Annotated in this window: 4 protein-coding genes; 1 reads left to right on the forward strand and 3 read right to left on the reverse strand. The window is 74.1% G+C overall.

Annotated elements, in window-relative coordinates; genetic code table 11:
• Positions 1-28 precede the first annotated feature (28 nt).
• The 3 genes from NE235_RS37140 to NE235_RS04160 all read right to left on the reverse strand — a co-directional run bounded on the left by NE235_RS37140 (position 29) and on the right by NE235_RS04160 (position 6081).
• The gene (locus tag NE235_RS37140) at positions 29-2920 is read right to left on the reverse strand and encodes an ATP-binding protein (protein ID WP_289848109.1); all 2892 of its coding nucleotides are present in this window, start codon (positions 2918-2920) and stop codon (positions 29-31) included.
• A gap of 9 nt (positions 2921-2929) precedes the next feature.
• A complete protein-coding gene (locus NE235_RS04155; protein WP_252799487.1) occupies positions 2930-3079 on the reverse strand; it encodes a hypothetical protein in 150 nt (49 codons plus the stop codon).
• A gap of 125 nt (positions 3080-3204) precedes the next feature.
• Positions 3205-6081: a helix-turn-helix transcriptional regulator gene (locus tag NE235_RS04160; RefSeq protein ID WP_252799489.1), complete on the reverse strand. Its 2877-nt coding sequence runs from the start codon at positions 6079-6081 to the stop codon at positions 3205-3207.
• Positions 6082-6291: 210 nt separating this feature from the next.
• On the opposite strand from NE235_RS04160, the gene NE235_RS04165 reads away from it, so the two are divergent.
• Entirely contained in the window at positions 6292-7329 is a 1038-nt protein-coding gene (locus tag NE235_RS04165) for a beta propeller repeat protein (protein WP_252799490.1), read from the forward strand.
• Positions 7330-7383: the final 54 nt, after the last annotated feature.

Here is a 7383-nt window from a genome sequence, read left to right on the forward strand (position 1 = left end):
TGGTTCTTCCCGTCAGCCCGTCAGCCCGTCAGCCCGTCAGGCGGAGGCGGTGGGCGGCGGCCGCGGCGGCGCCCCGGGTGGGGACGTTCAGTTTGGCGAGGATGTTGGAGACGTGGACGCTGGCTGTCTTGGCGGAGATGAACAGCTCCTCGGCGATCTCGCGGTTGCTGCGGCCCTCCGCGAGGAGGCGCAGCACCTCCTGTTCGCGGGGCGTGAGCCCGAGCGGCGCCTGACCGGCCGGTCCGCCGTCCAGGCGGAGGCGGGCGCGCCGGGCGATCAGGTCGAGGTCGGCGCGCAGCGGCCTGGCCTTCAGGCGGTCGGCGAGGCCGGCCGCGCGGCCCAGGAGGGCCGACGCCTCATCGCGGTCGCCGTCGGCGACGGCGGCCTCGGCGGCCCGCAGCAGTGCCCGCGCCAGCGGGTACGGCCGGCCGAGTGCGTCCCAGGCGGCGACGGCGGCCGTCCAGGCGGCGCGGTCCGGCCTGCCGCCGGCGCGGGCGGACTCGGCCTCGAAGGTCGCGCGTTCGGCCGTCATGACCGCGCCGTGCGCGGGCGTCGCGGCGGCGACCTCGCGCAGCCGGGCGGCGAGCGCGGCGGCGGGGTGCAGGGCGCAGGCGCGGATGCCCGCGAGGAGGATCGGCCAGATGTGCCGGGCGTCCCCGGTCAGCTCATGGTCGGTGATGGCGCGTTCGGCTGCCGCGACGGCGCCGGGGCCGTCGCCTTCGGCGAGGCGCCACTCGATCAGCAGGCCGGCCAGCGGAAGGATCTGCTGCGGGTACGGATCGCCGGCCGAGGACATCGCGGTCAGCTCCGTGACGATCGGTTCGGCCACATCGCCCTCCCCGCGGGCGATGGCGATGGCGGCGCGGTTCAGCAGCAGTTGCCCGCGCAGGCCCGGCACGGGGGAGAGCTCGTCGGCCCGTTCGAGCGTCTCCAGGGCGTCGTCCCACCGGCCGAGTGACAGCTGGGCCTCGGCCAGGTTGCCGGCGGCGAAGACCCCGTGCGTACGGGCGCGGCCGAGGTTCTCGGCCGTCGTGAGGGCCTTCTGCGCGGCGACGGCGGCGTCCTCGGAGCGGCCCTGGGCCTGGAGGGCGTCGGAGACGTTGACCAGCGCGCGGAGCCGCCCGTCGTCGTCCCCTGAGCGTTCGGCTCGTGCGGTCGCCTTCTGGAGTCCCTCCAGGGCCTCGGTGTACCGGCCCTGGTGGGCGTCGGCGATGGCCAGGTTGTTCAGGGCGTCCGCCGCGACGCAGTCGTCGCCGAACCGGTCGGCCAGCTCCAGCGTCTCCTCGATGATCGGCAGGGCCTCGTCGTCCCGGCCCAGCAGGATGAGGCTGCGGCTCAGCCGGGTGAGGAGCAGGGCACGCGTCGGCGAGGGGGCGGGTACCAGGCGCTCGGCGCGCCACAGGTCGTCCAGGTGGCCGGCGTGCCCGCGGTCGCGCTTCAGCCGTGCGCGCCGTCCCAGGATCGACGCGACCTGCTCGGGGTCGCGTTCCTCGTCGACCTCGGCGAGGGCGGAACGGACGAAGGCGAGGCCGCGGTCGGGCTCGCCGCTGGCGTCGGCCGCCTCGGCGGCCTTCCTGAGCACGCGGACGTGGTCCACGCCCGTGCACTCCGCCGCGTCGGGCACGCGTTCCCAGAGTTCCAGGACGCGTTCGAGCATCTGCAGCTGCTCGGCGTAGGCGAACGCGGCCTCGGACTCGCGGGCCGCCCGCCAGGCGGCGCGCAGGGCGCGTTCGGGATCGTGCGCGTTCTGCCAGTGCATGGCGATCTCGACGGTGGGCCGGCCGCCGGCGCTCAGCGCCGGGTCCGCCTCCAGGGCCTCCGCGAACCGCTGGTGGGCGCGGGAGTGTTCGCCGGGGAGGAGCTCGTCGTGCAGGGCCTCCCAGATCAGCGCGTGGCGGAAGGCGTACGCCCGCTCGTCGGCCACCAGGACGTTGCCGTCGACGGCCGGCCGCAGGAGCGACGACAGCCTCCCGTCGTCCAGTCCCGTGACCGCGGCGAGCAGCGCGTGCCCGAACCGTACGCCCGCGGTCGACGCGAGCCGGAGCACGTCCTGCGTCTCCTCGGGCAGCCGGTTGACACCGGCGAGGACGAGGTCCCGTACGGACTCGGACAGGCCGCAGTCGGGGGAGTCGGCGGTCGCCTCGACGAGCAGGGGAATGCCGGCGCTGCGCTCGTAGACCGCGTCGACGACCGTGGGGTCGGGTTCGCGGCCGAGGATGCCGGCGAGCTGCCCTGCGGTCTCCGTACGGGTCAGGCGGGGCAGATCGAGCCGGACCACGCCCTCGATGCGCTCCAGCTCCGCGATGACCGGGCGCATCGGGTGGGAGCGGTGCAGTTCGTCGGAGCGGAAGGTGATGACGAGGAGCACGGCGGCGTGCCGGAGGTTGCGCAGCAGGAAGATGAGCAGGTCGCGCGTCGACCGGTCGGCCCAGTGGGCGTCCTCGACGATGAGGACGAGCGGGCGGCGTTCGGCCAGTCGTTCCAGCAGCACCAGCATCTGTTCGAACAGCCGGACCCGTGCGCTGTCCGGGTCCCGCTCGGCGGCCGGCTCACCGAACTCCGGGAGCAGGCGGGCCAGGTCGCGGGCGCCGTCGCGCGGCATGAGGGCGGCGATCTCCGCCGCGCCCGCCTCTCGTACGAGCTGGCGGAGCGCGGCGGTGAACGGGGCGTACGGGAAGCCGACGGTGCTGAGCTGCAGGCAGGCGCCGGTGAGGACGAGCGTTTCCCGGCAGGCCCGCTCGGCGAACTCCCCGACGAGGCGGGTCTTGCCGCCGCCGGCCTCTCCGCCGATCAGCACGGCTCCGGGGGTGCCGGCCTCGGCCCGCCGGAGGGCGTCGGTCAGGACGGCGAGCTCCGAGCGCCGTCCTACGAAGGCGGGGCTCACCTCATGCGCGCGCACGCCGTCCAGAATGCCACGCATGTCCGGTCCTTAGGACGCCCAGACGGCACGCGGCCGCGGCGTCCGGAGGCGCAGTCGCCGGGTGCGGGGGAGACGCCGGGCCCGGCGCTCCCGCGCCGCCTCACGGCGCAGGTCCCGCGTACGCTCGGTGCTGAGCGCGTACATGATGTCGGGGTGCATGGTGTCCTCCTGCGTGAGTCGCTGACACCATCAAGGCTCGTTCTAAGAGGGGACCCGGCACATCGGGTGAACGCCTTATCCGGCGCGCGCCCGCCTCCTGAGCGGCCCTAAGGGACTAAGACGCGTCAGACGATGCCCAGGCGGTGCGCGGCCGCGGCGGCCTCGCCACGGCTCGCGACCTGCAGTTTCGCCAGGATGTTGGAGACGTGGACGCTCGCGGTCTTGGCGGAGATGAACAGCCGGCCGGCGATCTCGCGGTTGCCGCACCCCTCGGCGACGAGCCGGAGGACCTCCAGCTCCCGCGGGGTGAGGCCGAGCACGGGCGCGTCGGTCCGGCCGCCCAGCGCGATCCTGGACCGCCGGGCGTGCGCCTCGATCCGCTCCCGCAGCGGCCGGGCGCCGAGGTCGTCGGCGATCTCGGCGGCCCGCCGGAGCCGCGCGGCCGTGTCCTCCCGCGTGTCGCCGTCCTGCGGGTCGCCCGCCTCGGCGGTCTGCAGCAGCGCGTACGCCAGGGGGTAGGGCTCCTTGAGCGCCTCGAAGGCGGCGGCGACGGCCGCCCACGCCGCCCGGTCGCGCACGCCCTCGGCGCGGGCCGCCTCGGCTTCGAGTCGCAGGGCGTACGCCCGCTGGACGCAGCCTCCGTCGGGCGTCTTCTCGGCGGCCGCGCGGATTCCGGTCAGCAGCCGTGCGGCGCGTTCACCACCGGCCTCCGCGCACGCCCGCGCGGCCGAGCACAGCAGCGGCAGGCCGTACCGCGCGCTGACGGACGGCCGCAACTCCGTCAGGACGACCTCGACCGCGTCCAGGGCGCCGTCGAGGTCGCCCTGGGCGAGTCGCAGGTCGATCCGGAGACCCTCGGAGGGGAAGAGTTCCTGGGTGCGGGAGAACGTCGGCGCGAGCACCGCGTCGAGCGTGGCGACGGCGCGGGCGGCCGTGTCGAGGTCGCCGCGCGCCACCGCGATGACGCCGATGATGTGGTGCAGCGAGGCTCGGGTGAGCGGCGGCGGGGACAGCTCCAGCGCGTGCTCGACGACTTCGAGGGCCTCGTCCCAGCGGCCGAGCGACATCAGGGGCTCGGCCAGGTTGATGGTCAGGAACGCGCCGGAGGTGCGCGCGAGGCCGTGCTTGCCGGCGAGTGCGACGCCGCGCCGTGCCACCTCGACGGCGCGCTCGTGCTCGCCCATCCCCTCCAGGACGTGCGACTCGTTCGTGGCGATGCGCAACATGGCCGAGTCGTCGACGCCGCCCCGCGCGTACAGTGCTTCGGCCCTGGCCAGCTCGGTCAGGTGGCCCTCGCCGTCGGCGTCGGAGAAGTCGCAGCCGGCGATCGTCGTCAGCGCGTGCGCCTCGACCGTCGCGTCGCCGACCGCGCGGGCGGTGTGCAACGCCTCGGCGGCGAGCGCGCGTGCCTCCTCCAGCCCGGTCGGCAGCAGGTAGAGCTGCTGGGCGAGCGTGGACAGGACCCGCGCCCGCGCCGTGCTGGGCGGATCGGCGGGCACGAGCCGGGCGGCCTCCCGCAGATCCTCCAGTGCCTTCGGATGGCCGAGACGGATCTTGAGCCGGCCGCGGTGCTCCAGCACCCCGGCGGCGCGGATCGGATCGTCGATCTCCTTCAGCGCCGCCTTCGCGAAGGCCACGCCGCGCTCGGTCTCCCCGGCCAGGTCGGAGGCGTCGATGGCGCGCTCCAGGACCGTGACGTGGTCGGCGCCCAGGTGTTCGGCGGCGTCCGGCACCTTGTCCCACAGTTCGAGGACGCGGTCGAGCATGCGCAGGCACTCGGTGTACGCGGTGGCCTCCTTGGCGACCTGCGCCGCCTTCCACGCGCTGATCAGCGCCCAGGTGGCGTCATGGGCGGAGTACCAGTGGTGGGCGAGCTCGGCGGCCGCGCGGCCCATCGGGACCAGGGAGGGATCGTTCTCCAGCGCCTCGGCGAACCGGGTGTGCGTGCGGGTGTGCTCGCCGGGCAGCAGGTCGCCGTGGACGGCCTCGCGCATGAGGGCGTGCCGGAAGCCGTACGCCTCGCCGTCGACGACCAGGACGTTCGCGGCGACGGCGGGCCGCAGGACCCGGGACAGCGCGCCGTCGTCCAGGCCGGTGACGGCGGCGAGCAGCGCGTGCTCGACCCGGTCGCCGCCGGCGCTGGCGACGCGCAGGACCTCCTGCGTCTCCTCCGGCAGTTTGCGGACACTGCCGAGGATCAGGTCCCGCAGCGACTCGGGCAGCTCGTCGTTGATCTGGCCGTCGCAGGACAGGAGGGCCTCGACGAACAGCGGGTTCCCCTCGCTGCGCTCGTACACCGCGTCGAGGGAGGGCTGGTCGAGGTCCCGGCCGAGGATGCCGCGGGCCTGCTCGGCGACGGCGCGGCGGGGCAGGCGGTCGAGGTCGAGCCGCCGGACCCAGTCGACCCGGCCGAGCTCGGCGAGCAGCGGGCGCAGCGGATGGTCGCGGTGCAGCTCGTCGGAGCGGTACGTCGCGATGACGAGCAGGCCGGCCGGCAGGTTGCGGATCAGGTAGCTGAGCAGGTCGCGGGTGGAACGTTCCGCCCAGTGCACGTCCTCGATGACCAGGACGGCGGGCTCCTTCTCGGTGAGCCGTTCGAACAGCAGCAGGACGTGGTCGAACAGCCGGACGCGCGCCTCTGCCGTACCGGTCTCGGTGTCGGGTTGCCCGAACTCCGGGAGCAGCCGGGCCAGTCCCGCGGGCGTTCCGCCGGGCAGCAGCGCGGCGACACCGTCGACGCCGATCTCCCGGACCAGACGGCGCAGCATCGCGCTGAACGGGGCGAACGGCAGGCCTTCGGCGCTGATCTGGAGGCAGCCGCCGACGAAGGTCCGTACGCCGGGGTTCGCGTCCAGGAACTCCTTGATCAACCGGCTCTTGCCGACGCCGGCCTCGCCGCCGACCAGCAGGGCGCCGGACGCCTCCCGCAGAGCCCGGTTCAGGAAGGCGAGCTCACTCCCTCTCCCGGCCAGGACGGCACTGACCCCCTGATGACTCCGCACGCCCCAAGAATGCCATCGAACAGGGACAGAACAGACTCAATTTCGTTCCGTCCACCCGTACGCGCCGCCCAGATCGGGCACGGCCCCCCGGTGGCGGTGGATCGAGCATCCCGGTTTCGGCCTCCGTCGAAAGCCGCCGCCTCGAAGGGGCGGTTCGCGTAAATTATCGATCTTGCTCCGGCCTCTCCTCTCTCGACCAGAAGGTTGTCGATGCGACGCTTCATCGCCGTGGCCGGTACGGCCACGGCCCTCACGGCCGTCTTCGCCTCCTCGGCCGCCGCCGCCACCGGCTGGCGGATCACGGCCACCCACGCCAACGCCGCGCTCCGCGCCGTCGCGACCGTCAGCGCGAAGGACGCCTGGGCCGTCGGCGGCGAGACCGTCTCGGGCAAGAACCGTGCGCTCGTACGGCATTGGAACGGCAAGACCTGGAAGAAGGTGGCGGTCCCGGCCGCCCTCAAGGGGATCTACCTCGACCACGTGGCCGCCTCGTCGGGCACGAACGTCTGGGTCACCGGCACGGACGGCCGCGACAAGGCCTACTCGCTCCGCTGGGACGGCAAGAAGTGGCACACCGGCCCCACCCACACCACCTACGAACCGGGCGGTGACGCGGTCGCGGCCATCGGCAAGAAGGACGTCTGGCTGCTGGGCAGGGGTACGAACGACCTCGCCGCGGGTCACGCCCGGCACTTCGACGGCAAGCACTGGAAGACCGTCTCGGTGCCCGGCTCCGTGTCCGACGTCAGCGCCGTGTCGAGCCGTGACATCTGGGCCATCGGCCTCGTACGCGGGAAGAACGGCTACGAGGCGGCCGTCACGCACTGGAACGGCAAGACCTGGCGCCGGGTCTCCACCGGCACCGAGGACGTCATGTACGACAGCGTCCGGGCCCTCGGCGCGAAGAACGTCTGGGTGTCCGGATCGATGGGCGGCAAGGTCCTGCACTGGAACGGCAAGAAGTGGGCGGCCCTGTCGCCGGGCCACGGGGTCGGGCTCGTCGGCGCCCTCGCGTCCGACGGCGCCAAGGGCCTGTGGGCGGTCGCGGACGGGACCCGGCTCCTGCGGTACCACGCGGGTCACTGGAGCGTGTCGGTCCTGCCGCAGCGCGCCGGCCACACCACGCGGATCGAGGCGCTGGCCCAGGTGAAGGGGACGACGTCCGTCTGGGGCGTCGGCGTCCTGACCGTGGCCAAGGGAGACGACGACGTCGAGCAGGCCGACGTGACCGTCAAGTACGGCCGCTGATCACGACGCGTACCCGGGGGCGGGCCCCCCAACCGCCGGCCCCCCCCCCCCCCC

Origin of the sequence: Actinoallomurus spadix (assembly GCF_024055725.1) — a bacterium.
Classification (GTDB): Bacteria; Actinomycetota; Actinomycetes; order Streptosporangiales; family Streptosporangiaceae; genus Actinoallomurus; species Actinoallomurus spadix.